Genomic DNA, 25,873 nt, shown 5'->3' with positions numbered 1-25,873 from the left:
TCTGCGGTGTCACGATTTAGTTAGAGGCTATCACGGTCGCTATTGACTCCTCCCTTCGCGATGAGTTACAACTTCTAACAAGCGTGAGCAGCCGTAAGGCGCAACGCAGGCAACCCCAAGCAACCGAAGGCAACGGAGACCGTCATGAACGCCGCAGAACTCGTCGAGGTCGTACTGCCGGGCAAGGTGGAGCCCGAAGGTCTCCAGGTCCGTCGTGGTGAGGTCCCCGTGGCGGGGCCCGGCCAGGTCCTGATCCGGATGGAGGCGACCGGGGTCTCCTTCGCCGAGCAGCAGATGCGCCGGGAGCGCTACTACGACCAGCCGCCCTTCCCCTTCGTCCCCGGTTACGACGTGGTCGGGACGGTGCTGGCGACCGGGGCGGGCGTCGAACCGGGCCTGGCCGGCACCCGGGTGGCCGCCCTGCTCAAGGTCGGCGGCTGGGCCAGCCACGTGCTCGTCGACGCGGCGGACGTGGTGGAGGTGCCGGCCGGGATCGGCGCGGCGGAGGCGGAGACCCTGGTGCTCAACGGCATCACCGCCTGGCAGATGCTGTACCGCAAGGCGCGTGTCCGGCCGGGGGAGACCGTCCTGGTGCACGGCGCCAACGGCGGTGTCGGCTCGGTTCTCGTCCAGCTCGCCCGGGCCGCCGGCGCGCAGGTGATCGGCACGGCGTCCGCGCGCCACCACGAGGCGCTGCGCGAGAAGGGCGTCACACCCGTCGACTACCGCGACCGGGACATGGCCGCGCGGGTCCGCGAACTCGCTCCCGGCGGAGTGGACGCCGTCTTCGACCACGTCGGCGGCCGCAGCGTCGTCGACTCCTGGAAGCTCCTCGCGCCCGGCGGCACGCTGGTCTCCTACGGCAGCGCCTCCACCCGGGACGACACGGGCTCCAAGCAGTGGCCCGTTTTCAAACTGCTCGGCAGGGTGTGGCTGTGGAACGCGCTGCCCAACGGCCGCCGCGCCTACTTCTTCAACGTCTGGGCCGGCCGGGCCCTGTCCAGGAACAGGTTCCGGGCCCGTCTGCGCACCGACCTCACCCAGGTCTTCGCGGCGTTCCGGCGCGGAGAGGTCACGGCCCAGATCGCCGCCCGGCTCCCGCTCGCCCAGGCCGCCGAAGCCATGCGCCTGGCCGAATCCGGCACGGTCGCGGGCAAGGTCGTACTGAATCCGTAGGGTCCGGCGCGGCGACGGCGGCCCTGCGCCGCGGACTCCCCGCACGGGGCGGGGCGGTGACCGGCCGGGACGGACCGGTGCCGATCGCCGCACCCAAGTGGGTTGCGCACAAAGGCCGTTCGGGTGTGGAAGGCTTCCGCCGTGACCATCGATCATCTGACGACACTGCACGGGCTGCCCGTCCACGACTTCCCGGCCCCGGGCGAGGAGAGCGGTCCGCCGCCCGCGGTCGGCGAGGTCGCCTGGCGACTGGCCCGCGACCAACTGGCGAACGACGTCGAGCCCTTCGCGACCGCATGGGACCGTTTCCTCGACACCGTGGACCCCGCGCGGGTGCGGGCCCTGATCCTGGGAGCGGGCGCCTACGGCTCCGAGGACGACGGGGACGATCCCGCCGAGACGGCCGACCGGCTCGTGGCCGCCGCCGACCGCCTCACCGGGCTCGAAGCCCTCTACCTCGCCGACCTCAACTTCGAGGAGGCCGAGCTGTCCTGGATCGTGCAGGGCGACGTGACCCCGGTCCTGACCGCCTATCCCCGGCTCCGGGAGTTCGGCGTACGCGGCTCGGGCAGCGGCTTCGGCGGTGGTCAGGGGTTGCGGCTGACGCCCCTGCGCCACGAGCACCTGCGCGTCCTGCGCCTGGAGAACGGCGGTCTGCCCGGCGAGGTGGCCCGCGCCGTGGCCGCCAGCGACCTGCCGGCCCTGCGCCGGCTGGACCTGTGGCTGGGCGCGGAGTACTACGGCTGCACCACCACCCTGGCCGACCTGGCCCCCGTCCTCGACGGCGACCGCCTGCCCGCGCTGCGCCACCTCGGGCTGCGCAACAGCGAGATGCAGGACGAGATCGCCGCCGCCCTGGCCGGTGCCCCCGTGGTGGCCCGGCTCGCCTCCCTGCACCTGGGCCTGGGCACCCTGAGCGACACTGGCGCCGCGGCCCTCCTCGCCGGCCAGCCCCTCACCCACCTGGAGGAGCTGGACCTGCGTCACCACTTCCTCTCCGAACCGATGATGCGGCGCCTGCGCGAGGCCCTGGAACCGTACGGCGTCAAGGTCGACCTCGACGAACGGGAGCAGACCGGGCAGGACGAGAACCGGTACGTGGCGGCGGGGGAGTGAACTAGGAGGGGACCGCGGCACCCGTCTGCGGCTCGTCGGCGCCGGGCTCCTCGGGCGGCTCGGCGAGCTGCTCGCGCAGGTAGTTCCAGAACACCGCGATCATCGCCGCGACCGGGACGGCGAGGAGGCTGCCGACGACGCCCGCCAGGCTGCCGCCGAGCGTCACCGCGAGCAGGATCACCGCCGCGTGCAGCCCGAGCCCCCGGCTCTGGATCATGGGCTGGAAGACGTTGCCCTCCAGCTGCTGCACGGCGACGATGATCGCCAGCACGATCAGCGCGTCCGTCAGCCCGTTGGACACCAGGGCGATGAGCACCGCGACGAAACCGGCGAACAGCGCGCCCACGATCGGCACGAACGCGGAGACGAAGGTCAGCACCGCCAGCGGAAGCACCAGGGGCACGTCCACGACCCACAGACCGATGCCGATGAAGACGGCGTCGAGCAGACCGACCAGTGCCTGCGAGCGCACGAACGACCCCAGGGTGTCCCAGGTGCGCGCGGCCACGGCCGGCACGTGGACGGCTAGCCGGCCGGGCAGCTGACGGGCGAGCCACGGCAGGAACCGCGGGCCGTCCTTGAGGAAGAAGAACATCAGGAAGAGCGCGAGGACGGCCGTCACCACACCGTCGACCACGGTGCTCACACCCGCGACGACCGTGGTGGTGATGCTCCCGGCGCTCTTCTGGATGCGTTCGACCGCGCTGTCCAGGGCGTTCGCGATCTGGTCCTCGCCGATGTTCAGCGGGGGACCGGCGGCCCAGTCACGCACCTTGTTGATGCCGGCCACCACGCCGTCGCTCAACTCGCCCGACTGGGAGGACACCGGGACCGCGATCAGCGCCACGACGGCTGCGGCGACCAGCAGGAACACCACGGTCACGACGGAAGCCGCCAGGGCCGGATGCCACCCGCGACGCCGCAGGAACCGGGCCGGGGGCCAGGTCAGCGTCGTCAGGAGCAGCCCCACTATGAGCGGCCAGACCACGGACCACATCCGGCCGAGGAGCCAGAGGGTCACCGCGGTCAGTACCAGCACCAGCAGCAACTCGACAGAAACGCGCGCCGATACGCGCAGCGCGGCGCGCGATCTGGCGGAACTCAACGAGGCAGACATGCGATCACCCTATGGGCATCCTGGAGCCCCTCCGCGAACCCCCGCCGCCGCGGCGGCGCCCGGGTGTGCCGGACACCGCCGCGCGACGGCGGGGAAGGCGTACCGCGCCGCGTACCACGTGGTGAGGCTACGTGGTGAAGCGGTGGGTGCCCGAACCGACCCGGTACACCGCGCAGCCGTCCTCGCTGCGCAGGAACGCCGCGGTGGTGTGGGTGACCGCGGCGGGGGCGTCCGCCGGGATCCACACCTCGGCGGTCGTGTTGGGAGGCACGGAGCAGGTCAGGGTGAACCCGTCGGACCGCTGCCGCCACTGCGTGGAGACGGGACCGTGGACCGAGGCGAACGTCGCGCGGGCCGAGGTCACACCTCCGCCCGGCCGCGGCCGGACCACGATCTCCCGGTAGCCGGGCCCGCCCGCCGCGATACCGGCGATGTTGGCGTACATCCACTCGCCCACCGAGCCGTAGGCGTAGTGGTTGAAGGAGTTCATGCCGGCGTCCTGGAAGCTGCCGTCGGGCCGGATGGAGTCCCAGCGCTCCCACATCGTGGTGGCGCCCTTGTCGATCTGGTAGCCCCAGCTGGGGAACGAGCGCTGCACGAGCAGCCGGTAGGCGACGTCGGTGTGCCCCGTGTCGGTCAGGACGGGCAGCAGGCGCGGCGTACCGAGGAAGCCCGTCGACAGGTGCCAGTCCTTGGCCTCGATCAGTGCCACCAGCCGGTCGGCGGCCGCCTCGCGCAGGCCGTCCGGCAGCAGGTCCATCGACAGGGCGAGGACGTAGGCGGTCTGCGTGTCGCCCTTCACCCTGCCGCCGGCGCCGACGTAGGCCTCCTGGAACGCGGTGCGTATGCGCGCGAACAGGTCCGCGTACGGGGCGGGGTCCTTGCCGAGTTCACCGGCGATGCGGGCGGCGAGGTCGGCGCTGTGGGCGAAGTACGCGGTGGCGACGACGTCCTTGGGCGTCTCGTCGGCGATGTTCAGCCAGTCGCCGTACCCGCTCGCCGGCCGCAGCAGCCCGTCGCTGTTCCTCTCCAGGTACTTCAGCCAGTCCTGGACGGACTGCCAGGCGTCCTCCAGGACCTGCCGGTCGCCGTAGGCCCGGTACAGGGACCAGGGAACCGTGACACCCGCGTCGCCCCAGCCGGCCACCCCGTTGCCGACCGTGCCGACCATGGGTGCCACATCGGTGAAGGCGCCCTCCGCGGTCTGCCCGTCGCGCAGGTCCACGAGCCACTTGGTGAGGAAGCGGGCGGACTCCATCGTGTACGCGGCGGTCGGCGCGAAGACGTTGATGTCACCCGTCCAGCCGAGCCGTTCGTCGCGCGCGGGCGTGTCCGTCGGAACGGAGAGGAAGTTGCCGCGCTGCCCCCAGGTGATGTTGCTGTGCAGCGTGTTGAGCATCGGTACGTCGGTCTCGAAGTCGAGGGTGAAGGGGGCGGACGTGTGCATGACGCGGCCGGTCAGGGCGCCCGCCGGCGGGGTACCGGGGAAGCCGGTCACCTCGACGTAGCGGAAGCCGTGGAAGGTGAACCGCGGCTCGTAGGTCTCCTCGCCACCGCCCTTGAGGGTGTACGTGTCGGTCGCCGCGGCGGTCCGCAGGTTCGCCGTGTAGAGGGTGCCGTCCGGGTTGAGCACCTCGGCGTGCCGGAGCCGGACGGTCGTACCGGCCGCCCCCGAGACGCGCAGTCGGACCGAACCGACCATGTTCTGGCCCAGGTCGAAGACGAAGACACCCGGTCCGGGCTGGGTCACCTTCTTGACCGGCAGTTCCTTGGCGACCCGGACCGGGCCGTCCACCTGGGCGACGATCAGCGGGGGAGCGGCGTCGTCCGCGGCACGCACCACGTCGAGCCAGGCCGAGTCGTCGAAGCCGGGCGAGGTCCAGCCGGCGGTCTCCTTGCGCGCGTCGTACGTCTCGCCGCCCAACAGGTCGGCGGAGACGATCGGTCCCGCGGTGGCCCGCCAGCCGGTCCCCGAAGTGATCTGCTCACGCGTCCCGTCGGCGTACTCGACCTCCAACTGGGCGCGCAGCGCCGGGCGTTCACCGTACTGATGCGGTCCGAACATGCCGACATCGCCCGCGTACCAGCCCGGCGCCACACAGGCGCCGAAGGCATTGGCGCCGGAGCGCACCAGCGTGGTGACGTCGTAGGTCTGGTACTGGACGCGTTCGCGGTAGTCGGTCCAGCCGGGGGCGAGCTGGTCGCGGCCCACACGGCGGCCGTTGAGGTGCGCCTCGTACACGCCGAGGGCCGTGGCGTACAGCCGGGCCCGTGCCACCTTCTTGGGCGGCAGCCGGAACTCGTGCCGCAGCTGGTTGGCCGCGTAGGAGGCGGGGACGACCCTGCCCCACGGCCCGCCGCCCCACGCGGCCGCCACCTTCGCCGTCGGCCAGCCGGTGTCGTCGAAGTCGAGCCCCCGCCAGCCGGCGGCGGGCTCCTGGTCCGTCGATCTCCAGGAGCCGTCGGTGACGATCCGCCGTTCGCCGGCCGCCGTCCGCAGGGTGAGGGCGGCGACCAGACCCGCGGGCCCTTCGGACGCGTTGGTGGCCGCGACCGCGAGGACGTTGCGGCCCGTACGCAGCTGGGCGAGGACCTCGACGACGGCGGGGCGGCGCCAGCCGTCGTGGTCCGTCTCGAGATCGGTGCGGGCCACCTCGGCGCCGTTCAGGGAGACGGCGTACACGTTGTCCGCGCTGAGGGCCAGGGTCGCCGCCGTGACCGCGTCCGCGGACTCGAAGGTGCGGCGGAACCAACGGGTGCCCGCCGGCACGCTGTTGGCCGGATCGCCCGCGGCGAACCAGATCCAGGCGCTGCCTTCGAGGGAGGGCGCGTCGGTGAGGACGGGGGGAGCGCAGACCCAGTCCGCGGACCACTGCGCGGCGTCCATGAGCCCGGTCTCCCACCACGACGGCTCGCTCCAGGAGGAGACGCCGCCGTCGGTGTCCCACACGCGCACGGACCAGAAGTAGCGGGTACGGGGCTTGAGTTCGGGGCCCGCGTACGGGACGAGGACGGAGTCGCCGGACGTGACCTTCCCGCTGTCCCAGACATCGGGACGGGCGAGGCGTGCGGCGCTGGAGGCGACATGGAGCTGGTAGGCGCTCTGGCGCGCGCCCGCCTCGTCCGAGGCCGACGGCCAGCTGAGCCGGGGGTGTCGCGCGTCGGTGCCGAGGGGGTTGCGGACGTACTCGACGGTCGGCGCGGTGACGCGCAGGGCGCCGCGCCGCGCACCTGCCCCGGCCGGTGCGGACACGGGCGCGGCCACCGCGGATCCACTGCCGGCGGCCGTCGCCGTGACGGCCATCGCGGCTGCCGTACCCGCGAGGATGTTCCTCCTGCTGATCACTGCGGCTCCTCGGGTAGGAAGGGTGAATCGATTCACTCACGGTGAACGTAGGGGCGCGAGGGGTGAGGGTCAATGAGCGTGCAGCACATTCTTGACGGGGTGTCGGATGCGGTAGTTGCCGCGAGGTGGCCTGATGTGCCCGGGACTCCATCGATTGAACGGTTTCAATCGACCGGCGTTCTCAGGGGCCCGCTGGTGGCCCCGGTGCGGGGGCCGCCCCGGTCACGCGGAGGCCAGCCAGGCGGCGGTGTCGCGGGGGTGGGGGAACCGGAGGGTGTCGAGGGGGGCGAAACGGGGGTCGCGCGTCCGGTGCTCGATCTCGCGGCGGCGGCCCGCGTGCTGGGACCAGGCCCACCAGGCCGGGTGTTCCCCGCTCAGCCAGCCCGTCCAGGTCTCCCTGTTGCCGCCGAAGAGGCTCTCGCGGGTGACGGTGCGCCTGACGGAGCGGCGCAGGACGCGAGGCATCACGACGCGCTTGTCGTAGTCGAGCCAGAGCACGGTGTCGGCGCGCTCCCAGAGCAGATCGCGCACATCGGGGTGGCCGAGCGAGTCGATGATCCAGCGGGGCCCGTCCGTGACGCGCGAGACGGTCTCGGCGAGCCGGTCGTCGGTGGCCCAGCCGGGGCCCGTGAAGTGCAGCGCGTCCATCTCGTGGTAGGGCAGGTCCAGCCGTTCACCCACCGCCCGGGCGAGCGTGGTCTTGCCGGCGCCCGTGGAGCCCACCACCAGGATCCGTTGCACGGAGGCACTTTACAGCGAGGATCGAGGGCTGCGAGTGCCGCGAGAACGGAAGGGTTGCGGGGCCGGGCGGGGATACGGAAGGGTCCGGGAGCGGGAAATGCGGCGATGTATGGACAAAAGCTGCTGAATGCACGGCCTTCGGCAGGTGGCGGCCCGCGCCCGAAGAGGCCGCCCGGAGGGACGGATCCGTCATACGAGGCACGTCGTCCACCGCGCCCTTTCGTTCTCCCGCCGCCGATAGGATCTAATGGGCAGTCGCGCGCGAGGCGCGCAGGTGCCGATCATCATCGGTCGACCGCTCCGCCTCTGATCCGCGCGACTCCCGACTCCGGATGGTTTTGGATGCCTGCCTCTTCGCATCGCGACCCTGCACGTCCCGTGCAGGACACGGCGCCCGCTTCGGCCGCGCCGCAGCACCACGGTCTTTTCCTCCAGCCGCAGTACACGGTGGAGCTGCCGCCGCTGGACGACGAGGAGGAGGACACCTTCTCGCCGCCTCCGCCTCCGCCCCCGCCGGCCCAGCGGCGACGGGGGGCACCCAGGGCCCGCTGACCCTGCTGCCCGGTCGCGGCGGGCGGTGTCACGGGCCGGTGTCCCGGCGGCGCCTGCGGCCATGGACGGACGGTGGGTCCCGGTGGCCGGGGCCTGCCTTCGGTCAGGGCCTGCCCTCCGTCATGATCTGCCTTCCGTCAGCTCCCGGGCGTCGAGCGGCAGCCGGAGGGAGGCGCGGCGGCGCAGAGCGGCGAGGTCCTCCCGCAGCGGCGACGGCGGCAGGGCCAGTACGGGACAGACGGCGTGCGCGAGGCAGTACCGGGCCACGGACGGGAACAGGACGCGCCGCAGCCTGCCGCGGCAGCCCGCGCCGATCACCAGGAGGTCGTCGGGCCGGTCGGCGCTCTCCACCAGGGCGCGCCCCGGAGTGCCCCGCGCGACGAGCGCCTGCAACGGGACACCGGGCCCCGCGTCGCCGAAGGCGGTGTCCAGCGCCGTGAGGAGCCGTGCGCAGGCCTCCTGCCGCAGTGCGGTCACCGGCACCGGGTACATACCGCGCCGGTGGGCGAGTTCCCCGGCGGGCGGTTCCCAGGCGAGCACCGCCAGCAGTTCGGCACCGGTACGGCGGGCCTCACCGGCCGCCCGGTGGAGGGCGGCCAGGCTGCCCGGAGAGCCGTTCACCCCGACGACGATCCGTCGTCCCCGCTCGCCCTCGGCCATCGTGGACCATCCCTTTCGCGTACGTGCGCCCGGACACCGGCCTCGTCGAAGCGCCCGAGCGGGCGGCGGACCGTGGCGCCGGCGCTCGACCGGCGCCGGCGGGGCGGTTCATGACGTCTTTCCTGCGTGCCTGCTCCCACCTGCCCCGGTTTCGGGCGATGAAGCCGCACAGCGCGGCACGGTCGCGCCCTCAGACCGGGTAGGCGTGGGTCTGGGCCGCCTTCACGGTGGCCCAGACCGTCGCGCCCGGGTGCAGTTCGAGTTCGGCGGCGGCGACCGTCGTCAGGTCCGCGACGAGGGGCAGCTCTCCGGCGAGATCGGCGCGGATCTGGTCGCCGTGGGTCTCCACGCCCGCGACCTCGCAGCGCCACAGGTTGCGGGCGCTGACGCCGGTCGGGCGGTCGCGGTACAGCGTGACCGCGCCCGGCGGGAACGCCACGAAGACCGGACCGGACAGCGCCTCCGTGGTGGTGATGGACGGCCCGGCACCGAGCCGGACGACATGCCCGTCGGACTCCCCCCGGTAGAGGTTCAGACCGACCAGCTGCGCGATGTAGTCCGTACGGGGGTGGCGGGCGATGCCGGACGGGGTGCCCTCCTGCACGACCCGGCCGTCCTCGACGACGACCAGGCGGTCGGCCAGCACCATGGCGTCCAGCGGATCGTGCGTGACCAGGACGGCGACGGCCTCGAACTCCGCCAGGTGCCGGCGCAGCTCGGCCCGTACCTCCAGGCGGGTACGGGCGTCCAGGGCGGCGAGCGGCTCGTCGAGCAGGAGCAGCCGGGGACGGGTGGCGAGCGCGCGGGCCAGGGCGACCCGCTGGGCCTGTCCGCCGGAGAGACGGCGTGGCCTGGCACCGGCGTGGTCCGCCAGCCCCAGCCGGCCGAGCCATTCGGCGGCCCGCGCCCTCGCCGCCGCCTTGGTCGCCCCCTGGCAGCGCGGTCCGAAGGCCACGTTGTCCAGGGCGGTCAGGTGGGGGAAGAGCAGGTAGTCCTGGAAGACGACACCGACCGGGCGGGACTCCGGCGGCGTACGCTCCAGCGCCGCGCCGTCCAGCCGCAGCCGGCCGCCGGTGAGCGGGGTCAGCCCCGCCAGGGCGCGCAGGGCGGTGGTCTTGCCGGCGCCGTTCGGGCCGAGCAGGGCGACGACCTCGCCCGGCGCGACCCGCAGCGCCACGTCGAGCCGGAAGGTGCCGCGCTCGACGACGAGGTGCGCGTCGAGCCCTTCCCCGGAGGCCGCGTCGTGGGGGGCGGAGCCGGCCCCGTGGCGTTCGGTCATGCCGCTCGCATCCAGCGGTCGCGCAGGCCGGCCAGTACCGCGACGGACACGGCCAGCAGGACCAGGCTGAGGGCGATGGCGGCCTCCGGGTCGCTCTGCAGGGCCAGGTACACGGCCAGCGGCATGGTCTGGGTACGGCCCGGGAAGTTGCCCGCGAAGGTGATCGTCGCCCCGAACTCGCCGAGCGCCCGCGCCCAGGCCAGGACCGCGCCGGCGGCGATGCCCGGCGCGATCAGCGGGAGCGTGACCCGGCGGAACGCGGTGAACCGGGAGGCGCCGAGCGTGGCGGCGGCCTCCTCGTAGCGCGGATCGGCGGCGCGCAGGGTGCCCTCGACGCTGATGACGAGGAACGGCATCGCGACGAACGCCTCGGCGATGACGACCCCCGCGGTCGTGAAGGGGAGCGTGATCCCGAACCACGCGTCCAGCCACTTCCCGACGATGCCGTTGCGGCCCAGCGCCATCAGCAGGGCCACACCGCCGACCACCGGCGGCAGGACGAGCGGCAGCGTGACGAGGGCCCGTACGAACCCGCGCCCGGGGAACTCGACGCGGGCCAGCAGCCAGGCCAGCGGCACGCCGATGACGAGGCTCACCGCGGTCGCGGCCGTGGCACAGACCAGCGACAGCCGCAGCGCCTGCCACACCTCGGCGCCGGTCAGCAGCTCGGGCAGACTGCGCCACGGGGCCCGTACGAGCAGCGCGAGCAGCGGCACGATCAGGAACGCCAGACCGATCAGCGCGGGCACGAGCAACGGCAGGGGCACACTCCGGCCGCCGCCTCTGCCGACGCGCCGGCGCCGCGGCTCGCCCGTGAGGGTGCCGGCCGTGGTGCCGGACCGGTCGCCGGTGGACGTCACGGCTTGAGGAACCCGGCCCCGGTCAGGACCCTCCGGCCGTCGCCGGACCGCACCAGCGCGATGAACGCCTCGGCGGCGTCGGCGTTCTCGGTGCCCTTGAGCCGGACGATCGGGTAGTCGTTGACGGCGTCCGCGGACTCGGGGAACTTCACGCCCTCCACCTTGTCACCCGCCGCGTGCACGTCGGTCCTGTAGACGACCGCCGCGTCCGCCTCCTTCAGCTCGACCTTCGTCAGGGCGGCCTTCACGTCCTGCTCGTAGGAGACGGGCGTGAGCTTCAGTCCCGCGGCGTCGAGTGCCTTCTGGGCGGCGGCGCCGCAGGGCACCGCCTTGTCGCACAGCACGACCTTCAGGTCCGGCCCGGTGAGGTCTTCCAGGGAGGCGACCTTGTGGGGATTGCCCGGCAGGGTGGCGATCTCCAGCTCGTTGCGCACGAAGGTGGCGGGCGCCCCCGACGCGTCGCCGGCGTCCGTCACGATCTTCATCGTCTTGGGGCTGGCCGAGGCGAACACGTCCGCCGGGGCGCCGCCGGTGATGCTCGCGGCCAGGGAGTCGCTGCCGCCGAAGCTGAAGGTGACCTTCGTACCCGGGTGCTCCTTCTCGAACTCCTCACCCAGCGTCGTGAAGCTCTCCTTGAGGGAGGCCGCGGCGAACACGGTCACCGTGCCGGACAGCGTGTCCGACGCGGCACCGGACGCGGAGGAGCCCGACGCCGTCGACGAGGAGTCGTCGGACGACGAGCAGGCACTCAGCGCCAGCAGGGCGGCGGCGCCGGCGCCTGCCGCCCGCAGGGTCCGGCGGCCGGGGCGCGCGGTACGGGTCATCACGGGTCCAATCCCTCGGGTCGGTCACCAGGTCATCAGGTCACCGGGCCATCACGTCACCAGGTCGCCGGTACGGCCGGCCCGCCCACGGCGACCGCCGCGCGCCGGCCCCGGCACAGGGTGATGATACTTCCGCAGATGCGAGGCGAAAGTACCCTGTTGCTTCGCACCAGCTGGATCTGGTTCGAATGAGGGTGGCATGTGCGTTCGTACGGGATCCGAGGGCGCGACACGGGAGCGGGGGGATGGAAGGTCCGGGCGCGCCCTCAGGCCCGGTCGATGTGCACGTTCGTCGACTTCACCCGGGCGGTGGCCTCCACCCCGACCTCCAGGCCCAGCTCCTCCACCGCCTCCCTCGTCAGCAGGGACACCAGCCGGTGCGGACCGGCCTGGATCTCCACCTGGGCGGCGACGTCACCGAGCTTCACGGCGGTGACGATGCCGGGGAAGGCGTTGCGGACGGAGGTGTACGAGGTGTCCTCCTCGCCGTCGCCCTTGGCCAGCTCGACGGAGAAGGCGGCCAGGTCCTTGCCGTCGATGAGGCGTCGCCCGCCCTCGTCCCGGTGCGTGATCATCCGGCCCGCGTCCGCCCAGCGCCGCGCGGTGTCCGGACTCACTCCGAGCAGACGCGCGGCCTGGCCGATCGTGTATGACTGCATGGGCGCCAACATAGGCGATCACCGACGCGGGGGCCCGTGGTGGTCGCCGCCGTCAGGGGTTTCGGTACGGCCCCGGCTCAGTACCCGACGCGGAACGTCGCGTCCTGCTTCTCCGTCGCCGTGGAGACCGGGTCGATACGCAGCACGTAGTCGGAGTGGCGTATGTAGCGGGTGGCGTTGTTGTAGGAGCGGAACGACGCCCAGGAGGCGTCGGCGAGGCCCGCCGTGCGGTGGAAGGTCGCGTCGCCCGCGAACACCGACGTGCCGTCGTTCACGTCGAGCCGGAGCACGTAGTCGTAGTGCCGCAGGTAGCGGGTGGGATGGCTGACCGACTGGAAGGACACGGCGGAGCTGTCGGCGAGGCCGGGCACGAGCTTCCACTGCGCGTCGGTGTACGGGTCGAAGGGGTAGACGTCGATCCGGGCTGCGTAGTCGGCGTGCCGGACGTACCGGTCCGGGTAGTTGTAGGACTTGAGCCGGTTCCAGGCCGGCGCGCCCCACTTGGCGAGCAGGTTGTCGTACTCGGCCGTGGTGATCGTCGCGATGCCGCAGTGCTTGGAGTTGACCGGCTGTGTGTAGGTCTTCTGGTCCAGTGCGGTCCAGGTGCCGGCGGACAGGTCGGTGGACCGCCAGGCGTAGAAGACGCCGTTCGGCGTGTAGGTGTCGGCCCAGAGGTACCAGGTGTTCGAGGTGAGCGACTTGAACACGGTCGGGGCCTCGGTGCCGCCGTGTGCGACGCCGGCACCGAACTCGGTGAAGCTGCCGGGGTCGAGGGAGGCCGACCGGGCGGCCGCGATGGTCTGGTTCTTCTTGAAGAAGAGGTAGTTGACGCCGTTGACGCCGACGGCCACATTGCCGTCGATGACGTCGTAGCCGGGGTCGAAGAAGACCTGCGGGGCCGAGGCGGTGACGAAGTCCGCGGTGTGGTTCACCATGATCACGTTGTGGCCGCTGGAGTCGACGGAGGAATAGACGACCGCGTACCGGCCCCGGCCCGCGTCCCAGAACGCCTCGGGCGCCCAGCTGTGGGTGGCCATGCCGTGGAGCTTGAGGCGGCGGTACCCGGTGAAGGTGCGCAGGTCGACGGAGTCCCAGACGTGGATGTACTGGCTGTTGTAACTCCAGTCGGTGCCCTTGAGGTCGGTGGCGAGGACGACGAAGGTGCCGTTCTGCTTGCGCAGGAGGAACGGGTCGCGCAGGCCGAGGGCGCCTGCCGTGGGGGTGACCAGGGGGTTGTTCTGGTTGAGCGGCGTCCAGTTCGACGCGTCGGTGCTGACGGCCAGGTGGAGCCCGTAGTCGGTGCCGGTGCCGAGGTTCGTCGACTCGGTGAAGTAGCACATCGCGTACGCCGAGTCCGCCGCGTGGGCGGTGCCCGCGCCGAGGGCCAGTACGCCGGACGCGGCCAGGGGAGCGGCGGCGGTCATGCCGAGGAAGTGGCGTCGGGACGGCTGGGGTCCTGCGCTCATCTTGGTCTCCAGGTGGGGGCGGGGGTGGAGTGAGCGGCGGTGCCTGACATGCGAAGTGGTCGATATGTCGAACGTGGTTCGGAGGGGCGATCAGAAAGTAGGGTCCTGGACGAGGCGCGTCAATGACTTCGACGAACCGGGCCCTCCAGGGGGCGGGGCGGCGCAGGGCCGCGGCACAGGAATGTGCGGGCGCGCCGTGGCCGGCCGCACGGTTGCCCGCGCCCCTGGGAGGCCGGGCGGCTCGCGGTGTGCGCCGGGCCGAACCGTGGTCGGATGAGAACCGGCGGCCCCACCCGCATCCGGGTCCGGCCGTCTCCGGGAAGTGTCCGCATCGGCTCGAAGGCGATCACAGGAGATCGAAGAAGACCTGAGCCCGGCACGAAGGGAGCCCCATGGAACACGATCCGCTGCGTGGCCGCACGGTGGTGGTGACCGGCGCCGCCCGGGGCCTCGGCGCCGCGCTGGCCCGGGACCTCGCCGGCCGGGGCGCCCGGCTGGCACTCCTGGGGCACGAGAAACCCGCCCTGGAGGCGCTGGCGGCCGAGCTGCCCACCGAGGCGGCCGGCTGGGAGGTCGACATCACCGACGACGCCGGCATGGCCGACGTCGCCCGCGAGGTGCGCGAGAGGCTCGGCAGGCCCTCCGTGGTGATCGCCAACGCGGGGATCGCCGAGGGCGGTCCCTTCGCCGAGTCGGACGCCGCGTCCTGGCGCCGGGTGATCGACGTCAACCTGACCGGCAGTGCGATCACCGCGCGCACCTTCCTGGCCGACCTGGTCGACACGGCGGGCTACTACCTGCAGGTCGCCTCGCTGGCCTCCATCGGCGCCGCGCCGATGATGAGCGCGTACTGCGCGTCCAAGTCGGGTGTGGAGGCCTTCGCCCACTCCCTGCGCGCCGAGGTGGCGCACCAGGGGGTCGCGGTGGGCGTCGCCTACCTGAACTGGACCGACACCGACATGATCCGCGACGCCGACCGGCACGCCGTGCTGCGGGAGCTGCGGGGCCACATGCCGCCGCCCGCCCGCCGGGTCTACCCGGTGGAGACGGTGGCGGCCCGGCTGACGGGGGCCGTCGAGCGCCGGCGCACCTCGGTGTACGTGCCGCGCTGGCTCCTCGCCGCGCAGCTGGGCCGCGCCGTGCTGCCGCCGGTCGTGATGCGCCTGTCCCGCTGGACCCTGCCCCGGCTGGCGGCCCGGGAGCCCTTCCGCCCCACCGGGCTCCTCGGCGCGGGCGGACGCGCCGACCCCACCGCGGCTCCCTCGTCCGGGACCTCGCGGGAGCCCTCCTGAAGCCGTCGGGTCCGCTCGGTTGAACCGCGCATGCCGGGGGACTCGGCTGCGGTCACTCCGTTACCGGCGGGTGCGAGACGAGGGAGGCAGTTGTGGGCGTACGCCACCGGCTGATCAAGAAGAGCCCCAAAGAGGTGTGGGCCGTCCTGGCCGACGGCACCCGCTACGCGGACTGGGTCGTGGGGACGGCCTCCTCGTACCCCGTGCGCGGACAGTGGCCCCAGGTGTACTCGGCCATCGGCTACGAGGTGCGGGTGGGGCTGTGGAACCTCACCAACCAGACGGTCGTACGGGCGTGCGAAGAGGGACGCGAGCTGGAGCTCGAGGCGATCGCGGGCCCGCTCGGCACGGCACGGATCGCCATCGAGCTGCGTCCGTGGGGCGAGTACACACTGGTGATCATCGACGAGCACCCGCTGCAGGGCGTCGGCGGCTTCCTGCACAACGCGGGCCTCGAGGCATTCATCCAGGTGCGGCACCGGACGATGCTCAAGCGACTGGCCGAGGTGTGCGAGGAGGGCCGCGGCGAGTCCCGGTCCACCCCGTCCGCCCCCGCCCGGCCGAAGCCGGCGTGAGCGGCGGCATCCGTACGCGGCCGGCGGTGCCCGCCGACCGCCGGCGGTGTCCGGAACCGACAGCGATGACATCCGTGCAGCGAGACGGGAGGCGTCCATGCCGGACGCGGTAGTGATCGGGGCCGGCCCCAACGGGCTCGTCGCCGCCAATCTGCTGGCCGACGAGGGCTGGAGCGTCGAAGTACTGGAGGAGCAGGACGAGCCGGGCGGCGCGGTCCGGCACGACCACGGGGTGGACCCGGACTTCGCGAACGACCTCTTCAGCTCGTTCTACCCGCTGGCCGCCGCCTCGCCGGTGCTCGCCGGACTGCACCTGGAGCGGTACGGGCTGCACTGGAGCCACGCGCCGCGGGTGCTGGCCCACCCGCTGTCCGACGGCCGGTGCGCCGTCCTCGGACGCGACCTCGACGACACCGCCGCCTCCCTGGACGTGTTCGCCGACGGTGACGGCGACGCCTGGCGCGAACTGCACCGGATCTGGGAGCGGCTGCGTCCCGACCTCCTGGAAGCGCTGTTCACGCCCTTCCCGCCGGTGCGCTCCGGCGCCAGGCTGGCCCTGCGCCTGCGGACCGCGGGCGGGCTGCGGATGGCCCGCTCGATGGTGCTGCCGGTACGGCGCCTGGGCGAGGAGGAGTTCCGCGGCGAGGGCGGCAGGCTGCTGCTGGCGGGCAACGCGCTGCACGCCGACCTGGCCCCCGAGGCCGCGGGCAGCGGCGGTTTCGGCTGGCTGATGTCGATGCTGGGCCAGACGTACGGCTTCCCCGTGCCCGTGGGCGGTTCGGGCGCCCTCATCGGGGCGCTGACCCGGCGGCTGCAGGAGCGCGGCGGGGTGCTCCGGTGCGGGGAGCGCGTGAGCGGCGTCGTGGTCCGGGAGGGCAGGGCCGTGGCGGTGCGCACCGCCGGCGGTGAGACGGTGTCCGCGCGCCGCGCCGTGCTCGCGGACGTGTCCGCGCCCGCCCTGTACGGCGACCTGGTCGACAGCGCCGACCTGCCCCGTCAGGTGCTGGACGACCTGCGCCGGTTCCAGTGGGACTTCGCCACCTTCAAGGTCGACTGGGCCCTCGACGGCTCCGTGCCGTGGCAGGCCCCCGAGGCCGCCCTCGCGGGCACCGTCCATCTGGCGGACGGCGTCGACGAGCTGACGCGGTTCGCGGCGCAGGTCGCCATGGGGCAGGTCCCGGACCGCCCGTTCGCGCTGTTCGGGCAGATGACGACCTCCGATCCGACCCGCTCGCCCGAGGGCACCGAGTCGGCGTGGGCGTACACCCACGTCCCGCACCGCATCAAGGGCGACGCCGGCGACGACGGACTGACCGGCAGCTGGGACGCGAAGGAGCAGGAACTCATGGCCGACCGGGTCGAGCGGCAGGTCGAGCGCTTCGCGCCGGGCTTCCGGTCCCTGATCCGGTCCCGGCGCGTCCTGGCCCCGCCCACCCTGCAGGCCATGAACGCCAATCTGCACGGCGGTGCCATCAACGGCGGCACCACGGCCCTGCACCAGCAGCTCTTCTTCCGCCCCGTCCCGGGCACGGGACGCCCGGAGACACCGGTCAAGAACCTCTTCCTGGCATCGGCCTCCGCGCATCCGGGAGGCGGGGTGCACGGGGCGCCCGGCTCCAACGCCGCCCGCGCCGCGCTGCGCAAGAACCTCCCGGCCGGCCTGACCCGCGCCCAGCGCCTGCTGGCCCGGCGCGACCGCGAAGGCAGGCACACCTCCGGACCGGGCACCTGAACCCGTTGTTCCCCGCGGCCGGCACGGCGGTCACCCGGGGCCCGGGTCCTGTCCGAGCCGGCTGGTCGGGGCCCACCACCAGTGCAGCGCGCCCAGCAGCGGCCGGGACCTGAGGGCCTGCGGGGTCACGGCCCTCGGGCATCCGAGCCCGTCGTGGAGCCGTCCGTGGCGGCCTTCGTCATCCCCCGGCCGGTCGCGCGGTCGCCCGCGCGCCCCGGGGGCGCCGGCGCCGGCCGGACGGCAGGGGGACGGGCTCGGTCCCCGCAACGACGGTGCTGGTGAGCGTGCCGACGCCCTCGACGGTGAGGGTGACGGTGTCCCCCGGCTTCAGCGGCGGCGGGTCCTGTTCGCCGCGCCGGCCCCACAGTTCGGCGAGGCAGCCGCCGTTGCCGCAGGTCCCGGAACCGAGGACGTCACCCGGTACGACACGGGTGCCGCGGGAGGCGTAGGCGGTCATCTCCTCGAAGGTCCAGCTCATGCGGGACAGCAGGTCCTCGCCGACCACCCGGCCGTTGACCTCGGCGGTCAGGGCCAGCCGCAGGAAACCGTCCGCGTCCCGGTACGGCTCCAGTTCGTCGGCGGTGACGAGGTACGGGCCGAGCGTGGTGGCGGTGTCCTTGCCCTTGCACGGCCCGAGCCCGACCCGCATCTCCGCCGACTGCAGGTCACGCGCGGACCAGTCGTTGAGGACGGTGTAGCCGACGATGTGGTCGCGGGCCTGCCCGGGGGTGAGGTCCCGGCCCTCCCGTCCGATCACGGCGGCCACCTCCAGCTCGAAGTCCAGGACGCCCGACCCGGGCGGCACGGGCACGTCCTGGCCCGGGCCGTGGATCGCGTGCGGGTTGGCGAAGTAGAAGGTCGGCGCCGCGTACCACTGCTCGGGGACCCCGGCGACGCCGTCGACCGAGCGGCGTACCCCCTCGACGTGCTCCTCGAAGGTGACGAAGTCCCGTACGGACGGGGGCTGGAGGGGCGGTGACAGCCGTACGTCCCCGACGTGCGGGCCGGGCGGCGCGTCGAGGGCCGCCGCACCGGCGGCGAGCAGTCCGGGCAGACCGCCGGTCTCCGCGAGCAGCGCGGTGAGCGAGGTGACACCGGCCAGCGGGAAGAGGGTGCCGTCCTCCTCCACGACGGCCACGTGGTGACGGTGCGGGTCTTCGTAGGTGGCGAAACGCACGGCGGGGCTCCTGGCGACGGGACGGGGCGGATCAGACCGGCGGGGCGACGAACACACCGCGGTCGGGGTCGTTGAAGGACTCCTTGGCGACGAGTTCGTTCATGGGGTTGGCGGTGCCCCACTGGTCGGTGACCTCGGGCCGCGAGAAGTCGTAGACGTGCGGGTGCCAGGTGTCCTCGTCCAGCACCTCCAGCTCCGTCGTGTACTCCACGGTGTTGCCGTGCGGGTCCAGGAAGTAGGTGAAGGTGTTGTCGCCCGCCATGTGCCGGCCCGGACCCCAGATCTTCCTGAAGCCCGCGCGCATGACACGGCCCGAGCCGCGCATGTACTCGTCGAGGCCGCGCATCTCGAAGGACACGTGGTGCAGCGCGGTGTGCGGGCCCTTGGCCAGGGCCATCGAGTGGTGCTGGTTGCTGATCCGCATGAAGTGCATGACCTCGCCCATGTGCGGCGAGCTGAGCGTGTCGGAGAGCCGGAAGCCGAGGTGGCGCTCGTACCACTCACGGGTGCGGTCCAGGTCGGGGGAGTTGAGGACCACGTGCGACAGCTTGACGGGGATGGCCTCCTTCTCCTCGATCCTGCGGTGCCGGCGTACCTCGACGTCGGCGGACACCTCGACGGTGCGGCCGTCGACGTCGAAGAAACGGAACCCGTAGCCGCCGCCGGGCGTGTCGACCTTGCCCGGCCGGGAGATCAACCGGACCCCGCCGGCGAGGAGCCGTTCGGCGAGGGTGTCGACGTCGGCCGGGTTCGCGGCCCCGTAGGAGACGAGGTCGAGGCGCTTCTCCTCGGCCTTGCGCAGCCGCACGACGTACTGCTCCGGGGAGCCCTCGGCGGCCAGGAAGGAGATGCCGGAGTCCTCGGCGACCTTGGTCAGGCCCCAGACGCCGGAGTAGAAGTCGAGCTGCTTGTCGTAGTCGGGCACGGCGAGGTCGACGTGCCGCAGGTGGGTGAGCAGACGCATGGTGTCAGTCCTTCCGGAGGAGGGCGGCCGCGTTGCCGCCCCGTACTGCCTCGAAGTCGGCCCCGGTCAGGTGTGCCGCGCGCAGGGCGCCGACCGGGTCCTCGGTGCCCATGTCGAAGGGGAAGTCCGAACCGAGCAGGACCCGGTCCGCGCCGGCGACGCGCACCAGCTCCCGCAGTACGTACGGGTCGTGGACGAGGGAGTCGAAGTACAGCCGGCGCAGGTAGCTGCTGGGCGGGTGCGCGCAGCCGGCGCCCGCGTCGGAGCGGGCCGACCAGGCGTGGTCGGAGCGGCCGATGTGGGTGGGCAGGTAGCCGCCGCCGTGGGCCGCGAGCACCTTGAGGCCCGGGTGGCGGTCCAAGACGCCGGAGAAGATGAGGTGGGACAGGGCGACGGCGTTCTCGGTGGGCTGGCCGACGCTGTTGGACAGGTACCACCGGTCGAGCCGCTCGTCGAGCGTGCACCCGAAGGGATGCAGGAAGACGACCGCCCCGGTCTCCTCGGCCCGGGCCCAGAAGGGCTCGTAGGCGGGATCGGACAGTTCGCGTCCGGGGGCGTGGCTGGAGATCTCCACTCCCACCAGGCCCAGCTCCCGTGCGTGGTCGAGCGCGTGCACGATGAGGTCCGGGTGCTGGAGCGGTACGAGTCCGAGGCCGCGCAGCCGGTCCGGCGCGGCCGAACAGTGCGCGGCAATCGCCTCGTTGGCGAGCCGGCACACCTTCTCGGCGGTCCCGGCGCCGGCCCAGTGGTGGTAGTGCGACGGGGAAGGGCTGACCAGCTGGATGTCCACGCCCTGGCCGTCCATCGCGGCCAGCCGTACGGCCGGGTCGGTGAGCCGCGGAAGGCGCTCGCGCACCATCGGCCCGCTCACCGCCAGGGCGGCGGGACCGTTGCGGCGGGCGTCCAGGGCCCTGGCCGCCTTGTGTCCCGGCCGGCCGGCCACGAGTGCCTCCACCTCGGGCAGCAGGACGTGGGCGTGCACGTCCACGGTGGGCGAGGACCGCACACCCGTGTGCGGCGCGGCACGGTCGGATGTGGTCACGGCAGCTCCCGGAGCATGGTCATGGTGCGGGCCATCAGGCCCGGCACGTCGGCGTCACGCACCCCGTCGAGCTGCCACCGGCCGATCTGCACGGATGCCTCCACGACGGGACGCACCCGGGTGATGCGCCGCTCGTGGTACGCCTGGAACAGCGCGTCGTCCCAGGTGTCCGACCCGGTGAGCGACCGGGCCAGCACCCACGCGTCCTCCAGGGACAGCGCGGCGCCCTGCGCGAGGGTGGGCGGGCAGCAGTGCGCCGCGTCACCCACCAGCACGACTCGGCCGCGGTGCCAGGAACCCTCCACCAACAGCCGCTCGAACCAGGTGTGGTTGACCTTCGCGGGATCGGTGATGTGCTCGGTGATCTCCGGCCAGAAGCCGCCGTACGCCGAGGCCAGGCGCCGCATCTCGTCGGCGTACGACCCGGCCGGTACCGAGGCACGGTCGCGGCACGCCTCGACGACGTACGCGTACAGGGTGCTGTCGCCGGTCGGGCAGTAGCCGGCGATGTAGGCGGGACCGCCGTACGCGAGGTCGGTGCGGGTCACCCCGGCCGGACGCGGGGCCTCGACGCGCCAGATGGCCATGCCGGTCGGCTCGGGCCGGGCGGTGATGCCGATGGCGGCGCGGGTCGCGGAACCGAGGCCGTCGGCGGCGACCACCAGGTCGTAGCGGCCCTCGCGGCCGTCGTCGAAGCGCACGCGGACACCGTCCGCGTCCTGGTCCACGATCTCGGCGGTGGTGCCCAGCCGGACGGTGGCGCCACTGGCGCGCACCGCCTCGATCAGGATCCGCTGGAGCCGGGGCCGCTGCATGCCGACGGTGGCGGGCAGGTCGTCGCCGCCGGTCCGCAGGTCGTCCTGGACGTGCAGGACGGTGCCGTCGGGGGCGGTGATGCCGACCGAACCGAAACCGAAACCGGAGGCCCGAACCTGGTCCCAGACGCCCAGCTCGCGCAGCACGCGCAGGGCGTTGCCCTGGAGGGTGATGCCGGAACCGGCGGTGGCGTTCCAGTCCTTCCTGACCTCGACCAGGTCCACCGCGAGGCCGGCGCGACGCAGCAGGACGGTCACGGCGCTACCGGCCGCGCCACCACCGATCACCAGGACCGTACGAGCTCTGCTCATGGGGAACTCCTTTGTTCCTCGCACTACTTGACGGCGATCGGATTGACGGGGGAGCCGACCGCGCCGGTGATGGGCAGGGGCGCGGCGGTGAGCCAGAACTCGTACACGCCGTCGCCCGCGCAGTCCTCGGCGAGCGCGTCCAGGTCCCACATCTCACCGATCAGCAGGCCGATGTGCGGGATCGCGACCTGGTGCAGGGGCTGGAAGGCGTGCTCGAACTCGTTGGGCCGCACCTCGAAGCCCCAGGTGTCGGTGGCGACCGCGGCCATCTCGGTGCCGTGCAGCCAGCCGGCCGCGGTGAAGGACAGGCCGGGCGCGGGACCGCCCGCGTAGTCGCCCCAGCCGTCCCGCCGGGTCCGGGCGAGCTGCCCGGTGCGCACGAGCACGAGGTCGCCGCGGCCGACGGCCACCCCCTGGGCCCCGGCGGTCGCGGTCAGGTGGGCCCCGGTGATCGCGAACCCGTCGGGCAGTTCGCCGTCGGTGCCGATCGCGCGGCCCACGTCCAGGAGCACGCCGCGGCCGGCCACGTACGGGGCCATGTGCTCGATGCCGGTCACCAGGTCGCCGTCGGAGGTGACGACCTTCTCCGCCGAACGGCCGTTCCACGCCTTGCCGTGGTCGAAGATGTGCCCGAGGCCGTCCCACTGGGTGGAGCACTGCAAGGGCATGGCGATCACGTCGTCGGCGCCGCCGATGCCGTGCGGGAAGCCCTGGTTGCCGAGCGCGGCGTCGGTGCCGGTGTCCAGCATGGTGTGCACCGGGTTGGTGCGGCGCCGCCAGCCCTTCTGCGGACCGTCCATGTCGAAGCGCTGGGAGAGCGAGAAGCTGACGCCCCGCCGTACGAGCGCGGCACCCTCACGGCGCTTGGCCTCGTCGAGGAAGTTCAGCGTGCCGAGCACGTCGTCCCCGCCCCAGCGGCCCCAGTTGGAGTACGCCTCGGCCGCCCGAGCGACCGAGCCCTCGGGGTCCGCGCGGTCCGGGGTCACCGGGTCACCTCCGCCACACAGCGGGTGCGCTGGGCGCCGAGACCCGTGATGGAGCCGTCCATGACGTCTCCGTCGCGCAGCAGCCGTCCCCGGTGCATGCCGTTGCCGGCCGGGGATCCGGTCAGCACCACGTCACCGGGCAGGAGCCGGGCGCTCTGCGAGGCGTAGGACACCATGCGCGCGACGTCGAAGATCATGTCCTTGGTGGACTCGTCCTGCATGGTCTCGCCGTTCAGCCTGAGCACGAGCCGGAGGTCACCGGGGTCGGCGACCGACTCGGCGGGCACGATCCACGGGCCGAGCGGGGTGAAGCCGGGCGCGTTCTTGCTGCGCAGCCAGTCGGTGCCGATCTGCGGCATGTCCCGGCGGAAGACGGTCGCCCGGTCGGTGAGGTCGTTGGCGATCGTGTAACCGGCGACGTGCTCCAGCGCCTCCTCGACGGACACCCGGTGCGCCGGCCGGCCGATGACGGCCGCCAACTCCAGCTCCCAGTCCGGCTTCTCGGCCCACGCGGGCAGCACGACGTCGTCGTACGGGCCCGTGATCGCACTCGGCAGCCCGAGGAAGACGTACGGCAGGTCCTCGGCCGCCCGCCGGTCCATGATCTCGGCGGCCTCGGCGCGCCGCTCCTCCTCGGGCCGGTCGTCTCCCGGTGCGCGGTGCGCGACATGCAGATCGATGACGTGCTGACGGTAGTTGGCACCGGACTGGAACACCTGGCGCGGTGCGACGGGGGCGTGCACCCGGAAATCCGCCAGCGGCCGGTACTGCGCACCGGCGCCGTCTGCCCCCGTATCCGCGTCGGCATCCGTATCCGCGGCGGCCAGCGCCGACAGCCGCGGCAGGGCCGTGTCCCAGGCTTCCAGCAGACCGCGGACGGTCAGGTGCTCGTCGCCGAAGGCGGCCCGCAGGTCGCGTACCCGGGCGCCGGCCGTGACGAGGGCGGGGAAGGCCGGCCCGTCGGGGGCCGAGAGTGTGGCGAGGGCGAAACGTCCGGCGAACAGCGCGGACGCGGCTTCAGGTTTCACGGACATGTCCTCCTGATTGCGGTGCGACTAATCTGGACCCGCCACCTGTGATCAGGGAAATCGATTCTGTGGATGACCGGCATCCACCGTGTTTATTCGTTGCTGGTCAGAGACCTACAGCTGAGGGAAACGCCGTGAATCTGGCCCGCCTCGACCTCAACCTCGTCGTCGCCCTGCGCGCCCTCCTGCAGGAACGCAACGTCACCCGCGCCGGGGAGCGCGTCGGGCTCAGCCAGCCGGCCATGAGCGCGGCGCTCGCCCGGCTGCGCCGCCACTTCGGCGACGACCTGCTCGCCCGGGTCGGCGGCCACTACGAACTCACCGCTCTCGGCCAGGTCCTCCTGGACCGCACCTCCACCGCCTACGACCTGCTGGAGCGCCTCTTCGCCAGCCAGGCCCACTTCGATCCGGCCAAGGAGGACCGCGAGTTCAAACTGCTGGCCTCCGACTACGCCGTCGCCGTCTTCGGCACCGCGCTGGCGCGCGTCGTGCACGAGGAGGCGCCCGGTATCCGGCTGCGTTTCAGCCAGACGCCGCCCACCGTGGCCGACGACACCGGCAGCCTGCTCAGCGGCACCGACGGACTGCTCATGCCGCACGGTGTCATCAGCGGGTTCCCGGCCACCGACCTGTACGAGGACCGGTGGGTGTTCCTCGTCTGCGCGGACCATCCCGGTGTCGGCGACCGGCTCACCCGGGCGGACCTGGCCCGGCTGCCCTGGGTCACCTACCAGCGCACCTACGACTCCCCGCCGGTACGCCAGCTCGGCATGCTCGGCATCGAGCCGCGCGTCGAGGTCTCGGTCGACAGCTTCCAGCTGCTTCCGCTGCTGGTGGCGGGCACCCGGCGCGTCGCACTGGTCCAGGCGCGGCTGGCCAGGCTCCTGGCCCCGCTGGCCGCCGTCCGCGTGGTGACGCCGCCGTACGAGGCGGTCCCGCTCCGGGAGGCCCTGTGGTGGCACCCCGTGCACACCCACGACGCGGCCCACATCTGGCTCAGGGAAACGGCGGCGAGGGTGGGAAAAAACCTGACGACCACGCCGGAACCGTAAGCGTTCCCCCCGCTCCTGAAGGGGCGCGGGGAACTGCGCGGGCAACCACGACGCCCCCGCGGACGACGAACGAGCCGGGCCCCGCCCCCCCCGGGGGCGCGGTGAACTGCGCAACCAGCCCCCACACACCCGCAGACGCCCCGACCACCCGGCCGGACCGACGGGACCCGGGTCGAGCCTCGGCCCGGGCCGGATCCGTCACCGCGGGACGGCGCCGGCCCCCTCCCCGTCCCGCTCCTCCACCGGCGGCATGAAGGCCCGCAACCACCGCTCCGTCTGCGTCACATGTGCCTCCGCCGCCCCCGCGGCGGCACCGGGGTCGCGGTCGGCGATCGCGGTGGCCAGCACCCGGTGGTCCGCGTCGCTCTTGCGGCGCAGTTCAGGCCCCTCGGGCAGGGTGAAGACCTGGTACTTGCGGGACCGGGCGCGGAAGACCGCCAGCAGGGAGGCCAGGGTCGGATTCTCGGCGGCCCGCGCGATCTCGGCGTGGAAGCGGTGGTCCAGCTCCGAGGCCTCGGTGGGGTCCTCGGTGGCCTCCATGGCCTCGATGAGCGAGAAGAGCGACCCCACCGTCTCCGGGCTCCGGCGCGCGGCGGCCTTGGCGGCGACATGCGCCTCCAGCACCCGCCGGATCTCGTACACCTCCAACAGGCCCGGCAACGGCAGGAGTTCCAGGGTCAGCGAAAGGCTGCCGATGATGTCCTCCGGCCTGAGCTGGGACACGAACGTGCCCGAACCGTGCCGCGGTTCGACGACGCCCAAGGCCGAAAGCATGCGTACGGCCTCGCGCAGCGGACCCCGTGAGACACCGAGTTCCTCGCCGAGCTCGGCCTCGGGCGGAATGCGCTCTCCCGGGCCGAGGCGGCCCGTCGCGATCATGTGACGCAGACCGTGGAACGCCCTGTCGACTGCGGACATCCGATTCCTCCCCTGACGGGCCGGCGGCGTCGCCGTGGCCCCCGGGCACTCTAGCGAGTCGTAGTCATCAGATGTCTCCGATGTATCGACTCAAAGTCATCTGATGACTGTTGCCGCACAACCCTTGCGTGGCGCAAAAATGCCGTGCAGGATGCCGAGTCATCATACGTGTCCCGCTCGGCGT

23 protein-coding genes are annotated in these 25,873 nt (G+C 72.8%); 7 read left to right on the top strand and 16 right to left on the bottom strand.

The annotated features are described in order from the left end of the window. The first annotated feature begins 144 nt into the window (after nt 1–144). Nucleotides 145–1,176 (top strand): medium chain dehydrogenase/reductase family protein, encoded by a 1,032-nt coding sequence (locus tag QFZ75_RS02710; RefSeq protein WP_307533627.1) that lies wholly within the window; start codon nt 145–147, stop codon nt 1,174–1,176. Nucleotides 1,177–1,317: 141 nt separating this feature from the next. Further along, complete coding sequence (locus QFZ75_RS02705) at nt 1,318–2,292, top strand: STM4015 family protein (RefSeq protein WP_307533626.1); 975 nt, start codon at nt 1,318–1,320, stop codon at nt 2,290–2,292. 1 nt (nt 2,293) lies between these two features. Here QFZ75_RS02705 and QFZ75_RS02700 read toward each other — a convergent pair whose 3' ends face one another. The 3 genes from QFZ75_RS02700 to QFZ75_RS02690 form a co-directional block, all read right to left on the bottom strand. Next, nucleotides 2,294–3,409 (bottom strand): AI-2E family transporter, encoded by a 1,116-nt coding sequence (locus QFZ75_RS02700; protein WP_307533625.1) that lies wholly within the window; start codon nt 3,407–3,409, stop codon nt 2,294–2,296. 127 nt (nt 3,410–3,536) lie between these two features. Next, nucleotides 3,537–6,755, bottom strand: coding sequence for an alpha-L-rhamnosidase (locus QFZ75_RS02695; RefSeq protein ID WP_307533624.1), 3,219 nt, complete (start codon nt 6,753–6,755; stop codon nt 3,537–3,539). 222 nt (nt 6,756–6,977) lie between these two features. Beyond that, nucleotides 6,978–7,496 (bottom strand): AAA family ATPase, encoded by a 519-nt coding sequence (locus tag QFZ75_RS02690; RefSeq protein WP_307533623.1) that lies wholly within the window; start codon nt 7,494–7,496, stop codon nt 6,978–6,980. Between the two features lie 378 nt (nt 7,497–7,874). On the opposite strand from QFZ75_RS02690, the gene QFZ75_RS02685 reads away from it, so the two are divergent. Beyond that, entirely contained in the window at nt 7,875–8,048 is a 174-nt protein-coding gene (locus QFZ75_RS02685; protein ID WP_307533622.1) for a hypothetical protein, read from the top strand. Between the two features lie 120 nt (nt 8,049–8,168). Here QFZ75_RS02685 and QFZ75_RS02680 read toward each other — a convergent pair whose 3' ends face one another. From QFZ75_RS02680 to QFZ75_RS02655, 6 genes are all read right to left on the bottom strand, one after another. Further along, nucleotides 8,169–8,708, bottom strand: a complete 540-nt coding sequence (locus QFZ75_RS02680) for a universal stress protein (RefSeq protein ID WP_307533621.1) — start codon at nt 8,706–8,708, stop codon at nt 8,169–8,171. A 190-nt stretch (nt 8,709–8,898) separates the two neighbouring features. Then, nucleotides 8,899–9,987, bottom strand: a complete 1,089-nt coding sequence (locus tag QFZ75_RS02675; RefSeq protein WP_307533620.1) for an ABC transporter ATP-binding protein — start codon at nt 9,985–9,987, stop codon at nt 8,899–8,901. Beyond that, nucleotides 9,984–10,847, bottom strand: a complete 864-nt coding sequence (modB, locus tag QFZ75_RS02670; protein WP_307533619.1) for a molybdate ABC transporter permease subunit — start codon at nt 10,845–10,847, stop codon at nt 9,984–9,986. The genes QFZ75_RS02675 and modB overlap by 4 nt, the downstream gene beginning before the upstream one ends. Next, nucleotides 10,844–11,671 (bottom strand): molybdate ABC transporter substrate-binding protein, encoded by an 828-nt coding sequence (gene modA / locus QFZ75_RS02665; RefSeq protein WP_307533618.1) that lies wholly within the window; start codon nt 11,669–11,671, stop codon nt 10,844–10,846. Before modA ends, modB begins: the two co-directional genes overlap by 4 nt. 266 nt (nt 11,672–11,937) lie before the next feature. Beyond that, nucleotides 11,938–12,330 carry a molybdopterin-binding protein gene (locus tag QFZ75_RS02660; protein ID WP_307533617.1) on the bottom strand — a complete coding sequence of 131 codons (393 nt, stop codon included), beginning with the start codon at nt 12,328–12,330 and terminating at the stop codon, nt 11,938–11,940. Nucleotides 12,331–12,407: 77 nt separating this feature from the next. After that, entirely contained in the window at nt 12,408–13,796 is a 1,389-nt protein-coding gene (locus QFZ75_RS02655) for a glycoside hydrolase family 43 protein (RefSeq protein ID WP_307533616.1), read from the bottom strand. 392 nt (nt 13,797–14,188) lie between these two features. Here QFZ75_RS02655 and QFZ75_RS02650 point away from each other — a divergent pair, with 392 nt between their 5' ends. The 3 genes from QFZ75_RS02650 (at nt 14,189) to QFZ75_RS02640 (ending at nt 17,395) form a co-directional block, all read left to right on the top strand. Further along, the gene (locus QFZ75_RS02650) at nt 14,189–15,088 is read left to right on the top strand and encodes an SDR family oxidoreductase (protein WP_307533615.1); all 900 of its coding nucleotides are present in this window, start codon (nt 14,189–14,191) and stop codon (nt 15,086–15,088) included. 92 nt (nt 15,089–15,180) lie between these two features. Continuing rightward, nucleotides 15,181–15,663, top strand: a complete 483-nt coding sequence (locus QFZ75_RS02645) for an SRPBCC family protein (RefSeq protein WP_307533614.1) — start codon at nt 15,181–15,183, stop codon at nt 15,661–15,663. Nucleotides 15,664–15,760: 97 nt separating this feature from the next. Then, nucleotides 15,761–17,395: an NAD(P)/FAD-dependent oxidoreductase gene (locus tag QFZ75_RS02640; RefSeq protein WP_307533613.1), complete on the top strand. Its 1,635-nt coding sequence runs from the start codon at nt 15,761–15,763 to the stop codon at nt 17,393–17,395. A gap of 178 nt (nt 17,396–17,573) precedes the next feature. Here the strand turns inward: QFZ75_RS02640 and QFZ75_RS02635 are convergent, their stop codons facing one another. From QFZ75_RS02635 to QFZ75_RS02610, 6 genes are read right to left on the bottom strand one after another with little or no spacing between them, the layout of a single operon-like run. Then, nucleotides 17,574–18,572, bottom strand: a complete 999-nt coding sequence (locus QFZ75_RS02635; protein ID WP_307533612.1) for a fumarylacetoacetate hydrolase family protein — start codon at nt 18,570–18,572, stop codon at nt 17,574–17,576. A gap of 31 nt (nt 18,573–18,603) precedes the next feature. Then, nucleotides 18,604–19,536 (bottom strand): VOC family protein, encoded by a 933-nt coding sequence (locus QFZ75_RS02630; protein WP_307533611.1) that lies wholly within the window; start codon nt 19,534–19,536, stop codon nt 18,604–18,606. Nucleotides 19,537–19,540: 4 nt separating this feature from the next. Then, entirely contained in the window at nt 19,541–20,578 is a 1,038-nt protein-coding gene (locus QFZ75_RS02625) for an amidohydrolase family protein (protein WP_307533610.1), read from the bottom strand. Next, nucleotides 20,575–21,705 (bottom strand): FAD-dependent oxidoreductase, encoded by a 1,131-nt coding sequence (locus QFZ75_RS02620; protein WP_307533609.1) that lies wholly within the window; start codon nt 21,703–21,705, stop codon nt 20,575–20,577. The genes QFZ75_RS02625 and QFZ75_RS02620 overlap by 4 nt, the downstream gene beginning before the upstream one ends. 23 nt (nt 21,706–21,728) lie before the next feature. Continuing rightward, nucleotides 21,729–22,691, bottom strand: a complete 963-nt coding sequence (locus QFZ75_RS02615) for a cyclase family protein (RefSeq protein WP_307533608.1) — start codon at nt 22,689–22,691, stop codon at nt 21,729–21,731. Next, nucleotides 22,688–23,725 carry a fumarylacetoacetate hydrolase family protein gene (locus tag QFZ75_RS02610; protein WP_307533607.1) on the bottom strand — a complete coding sequence of 346 codons (1,038 nt, stop codon included), beginning with the start codon at nt 23,723–23,725 and terminating at the stop codon, nt 22,688–22,690. Before QFZ75_RS02610 ends, QFZ75_RS02615 begins: the two co-directional genes overlap by 4 nt. A gap of 128 nt (nt 23,726–23,853) precedes the next feature. Between QFZ75_RS02610 and QFZ75_RS02605 the strand changes: the two genes are divergently transcribed. Further along, on the top strand, nt 23,854–24,771 hold the full coding sequence (locus QFZ75_RS02605; RefSeq protein ID WP_307533606.1) for a LysR family transcriptional regulator: 918 nt from the start codon (nt 23,854–23,856) through the stop codon (nt 24,769–24,771). 198 nt (nt 24,772–24,969) lie between these two features. Here QFZ75_RS02605 and QFZ75_RS02600 read toward each other — a convergent pair whose 3' ends face one another. After that, nucleotides 24,970–25,689, bottom strand: coding sequence for a FadR/GntR family transcriptional regulator (locus QFZ75_RS02600; protein WP_307533605.1), 720 nt, complete (start codon nt 25,687–25,689; stop codon nt 24,970–24,972). Between the last annotated feature and the right edge of the window lie 184 nt (nt 25,690–25,873).

It is taken from the genome of Streptomyces sp. V3I8 (assembly GCF_030817535.1).
Classification (GTDB): Bacteria; Actinomycetota; Actinomycetes; order Streptomycetales; family Streptomycetaceae; genus Streptomyces.
Note: the sequence above shows the minus strand (reverse complement) of the source record. Positions and strands in the feature narration are given on the sequence as shown.

Coding starts and splice junctions, on each gene's coding strand:
- QFZ75_RS02710 (WP_307533627.1), top strand. CDS start 145: ATGAACGCCGCAGAACTCGTCGAGGTCGTACTGCCGGGCAAGGTGGAG.
- QFZ75_RS02700 (WP_307533625.1), bottom strand. CDS start 3,409: ATGTCTGCCTCGTTGAGTTCCGCCAGATCGCGCGCCGCGCTGCGCGTA.
- QFZ75_RS02680 (WP_307533621.1), bottom strand. CDS start 8,708: ATGGCCGAGGGCGAGCGGGGACGACGGATCGTCGTCGGGGTGAACGGC.
- QFZ75_RS02675 (WP_307533620.1), bottom strand. CDS start 9,987: ATGACCGAACGCCACGGGGCCGGCTCCGCCCCCCACGACGCGGCCTCC.
- modA (WP_307533618.1), bottom strand. CDS start 11,671: ATGACCCGTACCGCGCGCCCCGGCCGCCGGACCCTGCGGGCGGCAGGC.
- QFZ75_RS02660 (WP_307533617.1), bottom strand. CDS start 12,330: ATGCAGTCATACACGATCGGCCAGGCCGCGCGTCTGCTCGGAGTGAGT.
- QFZ75_RS02655 (WP_307533616.1), bottom strand. CDS start 13,796: ATGAGCGCAGGACCCCAGCCGTCCCGACGCCACTTCCTCGGCATGACC.
- QFZ75_RS02650 (WP_307533615.1), top strand. CDS start 14,189: ATGGAACACGATCCGCTGCGTGGCCGCACGGTGGTGGTGACCGGCGCC.
- QFZ75_RS02640 (WP_307533613.1), top strand. CDS start 15,761: ATGCCGGACGCGGTAGTGATCGGGGCCGGCCCCAACGGGCTCGTCGCC.
- QFZ75_RS02630 (WP_307533611.1), bottom strand. CDS start 19,536: ATGCGTCTGCTCACCCACCTGCGGCACGTCGACCTCGCCGTGCCCGAC.
- QFZ75_RS02620 (WP_307533609.1), bottom strand. CDS start 21,705: ATGAGCAGAGCTCGTACGGTCCTGGTGATCGGTGGTGGCGCGGCCGGT.
- QFZ75_RS02610 (WP_307533607.1), bottom strand. CDS start 23,725: ATGTCCGTGAAACCTGAAGCCGCGTCCGCGCTGTTCGCCGGACGTTTC.
- QFZ75_RS02600 (WP_307533605.1), bottom strand. CDS start 25,689: ATGTCCGCAGTCGACAGGGCGTTCCACGGTCTGCGTCACATGATCGCG.